The 3,520-nt window shown below is 68.3% G+C and carries 2 protein-coding genes and 1 pseudogene; all 3 read right to left on the bottom strand.

The window, feature by feature from the left end; genetic code table 11:
• Positions 1–109 precede the first annotated feature (109 nt).
• Positions 110–829, bottom strand: a complete 720-nt coding sequence (locus AB1460_RS36370; protein ID WP_368967037.1) for a class I SAM-dependent methyltransferase — start codon at positions 827–829, stop codon at positions 110–112.
• A gap of 267 nt (positions 830–1,096) precedes the next feature.
• Positions 1,097–1,969, bottom strand: a complete 873-nt coding sequence (locus tag AB1460_RS36365; RefSeq protein ID WP_368967036.1) for a UbiA family prenyltransferase — start codon at positions 1,967–1,969, stop codon at positions 1,097–1,099.
• A 370-nt stretch (positions 1,970–2,339) separates the two neighbouring features.
• Positions 2,340–2,833: pseudogene (locus AB1460_RS36360) on the bottom strand (IS6 family transposase); the annotation flags it as partial.
• Positions 2,834–3,520: the final 687 nt, after the last annotated feature.

Genomic DNA, 3,520 nt, shown 5'->3' with positions numbered 1-3,520 from the left:
TGCTCGCCCTCGCTCGCCGCCTCGTCGACGTTCTGTGGGCACTCCTGCGCGACGGCCGCACGTTCGCACCAACCGCGCCGCAACCCGCTACCGCGGCGGCTTGACACGGTCATTCAGATTCCCTTCTTGTCCCGACGGCCTGGTAGACACCCGCGGTGGAGTCGGTCTGCACCATCCGCACCGAGTCGGCCTGACGGACGAGCCAACGGACGTAGTCAGGAAGCGAGGGGCGAAGGCCACCAACGACAGTCATCTCGATGCCGCACCGATCCAGCGCCGCGCCCAACCGGTCGGGTGACACCAGCAGGCGCGGATCGTGTATTCGAGGCGGCGGGCCACCCGGCAGGCGCTCGGCGAGGCGCACCAGACCGATCCGGCAGAACAGCGTGTCCGCGAGTGTGTCAATCACCAACGTTCCGCCCGGAGCGAGGACCCGCCCGATCGCCGTGCAGGCCGCGTCGAGATCCTCGATATGCTCGAACATCTCGCCAGCGACGACGCAGGAGAACGTGTCGTCGGGGAATGGCAGGCGCGTCACGTCGGCCTGGACTGCCTCGACGCCGTGGTCACTGGCCTGGCGGAGTGCCAGCGAGGACAGATCGACACCGATGTGCCGCCATCCCGCGAGCCTGCCAGTCAGCACCCGCGCGAGCAGGCCGCCACCGCAGGCAAGGTCGAGCAGCGGGGCGCCGGTGTGAGGTGGGGCCGGGATGAGGCGGGCGCGCGCCTCGGCGAGCCAGTGCAACGCCGCGAACCGTCCGTGAGTGGGCCACCACTGGTCGGCGAGGTCGTCGTACTGCGCGGGATCGTTGCGGCGCCGGCGCGGCAACCGCCGTCGTCCGTTCGGGCCCGTCACCGAGGGCCTTTGATCGCACAATCCCGGAACGGTTCGACAGGGGTGAAACATCGATTCCGGCCGGTGCGTCGACCTGTTCACGTGGCTCCCCGAAGGAATAGTGGCAGAATCTAAATGAGGTGTTCCCGGGATGATGCTGATCTGTAGGGTCGACCTGTTTCCGTGAAATCGGTACAACAATCACATGCCGGAAACTTTCTCGTCTGGCCGTGGACCTTTCGTCGATCATCTGTCATCAGGTCAGGTCAGGTACGTGCCGGCAGCGACAACGAGCGCGACGTCGAGCGCGGCGACTGCCATCGCGATCCGGAAGACATGGCGGTCGCCGAGCCGGAGACCCAGCACCGTCAGCGCCGTCACGGCGACCAGGACGGCGACGCGCCACGGGCTGAGGTCCGCCGGTCCCAGCACGGCGACAGCGGAACCCGTTGCGAGCAGGAGGGCGGCGGACCGCCGCGACCCGGCCGCCCCGAGGTGGTGCGGCAGGCCACGCACCCCGGTCCGGGCGTCGGTGGCGAGGTCGGGAAGGGCGTTCGCGAAGTGCGCGCCCGAGCCGAGCAGAGCGCCCGCCAGCGGCAGCCACCAGGGCGGCGCTGGATGATCAGGAAGCCCCAGTGCGACGAACGCCGGCAGCAGAGCGAACGAGAGAGCGTACGGGAGGACGGACAGTCTGGTCCCCTTGAGCCCCAGATTGTAGACCCATGCACTGGCGACTGCGCAGAGATGGGTCCAGCCCGCCGGGCCACCCGAGGCGAAGGAGAGCGGAACGCACGCGACCAGCGCGACCATGCAGGCGAGGGTGACCGGCCCCGGCGCTACTCCGCCGGCGGCGATCGGCTTCTCCGTTCGGCCGCCCGCCGCGTCGCGCTCCTGATCGATGACGTCGTTACTCCAGCCGATCGACAACTGCCCCGTGACGACCGCGGCCGCCACGGCGGCGATACCCGAGGCGGAACGCCCGCTGGAGATCGCCAGTGCGGTGGCGAAGAGTGTCACCGCCGCGGTCGGCTCCGGATGACAGGCCCGCACCAGCGCAGCGAACCGCCCCGTGTCCGCAGGCGTCGCAGTGGTGGGCACCCGCTTCACTCCGCATCGTGCGGGCGGAAGACCCATACCGCCAGGTTCGACCGGCGCGGCAACATTGATGGCCAGCGAACTACTGGCGGCCGATCTTCGCGACTGGTACACCACGGGTACGCCTCTGCGTTCATCGAAAAAATCTTGTCAACCCCCTTTGGTGTGGAACGTCCACATCGGTATCGAGCGGCACGGACTCCTGGATGACGACCCAGAGCATCGCGGATCACGGCGAACAGCCTTTGCCGCAAGCCTTTCCTGGACCGCGGTCCGGTCCGGCAAGTGTGGCAGCAGAAGCTGCCTGTGTTGTGCATGTCGAGGCTGAAGGAACACGGCGGACCACGCCCACCGGCGCTGTTGCGTTGCGGGAAGGTAGCGCATGCCAGGGGCACCGGAGTGCGCTGGTTCAGATGGCCGCGGCGAGCTCGGTGAACGCGGTGGCCAGCCGAAGGTGGGGGTCTACAGCGACGGCGAGCTCGTAGTGGCCGCGGCGGATGTTCTGGACCAGGGCGTGCCCTGAGCTGATTGCCTGGACGGACTGTAGCGTTTCATCCCGCGCATCGGCCGGAGCCGGGCTTTCAACCGGCCGTGATCGGCCTCGATTCGGTTGTTCTCCCGGACGGCGTCGATGTGGCAGGCCTCGGGGAGCAGCTCGTAGAGGAGCCGCGGGTAGACGGGTGCCTTGTCGGTGGTGACCTCGACCGGCCAGCACCCATGAGGCAGCGCCTGGGCGAAGAATCGGCGGGCGGCTGCCTGGTCGCGGCGGGCGCTGGCGAGGACGTCGATGATCTGGCCGTGCTGGTCGACAGCCCGGTACAGGTAGGTCCACCGGCCGGCGAGCTTCACGTACGTTTCGTCGACGCACCACCTGTCCCCGGGCCGGTGCCGGCATGGTCGGACCGGGCGTGTAATGCGAAGGGCTCTGGCTCACTTTCGGTGGTGACGGAGTGTGGTCCCCGGCGAGGCTTGACGGTGGAAGGCGACCTATCCGGCCGGTGCGTGGCGACACGATGTGTCAGGGACGGAGCGGATCGTCTGATTGAGCTGGCGTTTTCGGGTCTGTCGCCGCTGGGCGTCGAGAATGTGTCAGACGAGCGTGAGCTGGTCAGGTTGCGGACACGGACGCCTGAGGGGCCGGTCGCCTGCCCGGGTTGTGGGGTCGAGTTCCCAGGGTTCCCTCCGGTATGCCGAAATCATCCGCGTAGGACCCCCGCTCACCTGGCCGGGCGGGGACGGCGCCCGGCCTCGCGGCTTTCTGCCGCTGGAGAGAAACCAACTACGAGCAGGGCTACGTCGTGGAACAGTGCGTCAGCCGGCTCAGGCAGCAACGCGGCCTGGCGTACCGGCCCGGCCGTCCGACTTCCTGGGGGGACGGCCGGCGATCCAGAGGCGTTCGCCTTCCACCGACGTCCAGTGCCACAGCAGGCGCCTGCCGAAACGAGTCTGTAGCGGCAGCCGGGCCCTGTCTGTCAGAGTCCCGTGAGAGTGCGACATCGAGGTCGCACGTGTATGAGTGGGCTGCGTCGGTTGGAGGTTCGGTTGATGACGAAGACGTAGCCCCGGATCAGTGTCCGTAGATCCGTCCCC

It is taken from the genome of Parafrankia sp. FMc2, assembly GCF_041008525.1.
GTDB lineage: Bacteria > Actinomycetota > Actinomycetes > Frankiales > Frankiaceae > Parafrankia.
The sequence above is the reverse complement of the archived record's forward strand: the minus strand, read 5'-3'. Positions and strand labels throughout refer to the sequence as shown.

Coding starts and splice junctions, on each gene's coding strand:
- AB1460_RS36365 (WP_368967036.1), bottom strand. CDS start 1,969: ATGGGTCTTCCGCCCGCACGATGCGGAGTGAAGCGGGTGCCCACCACT.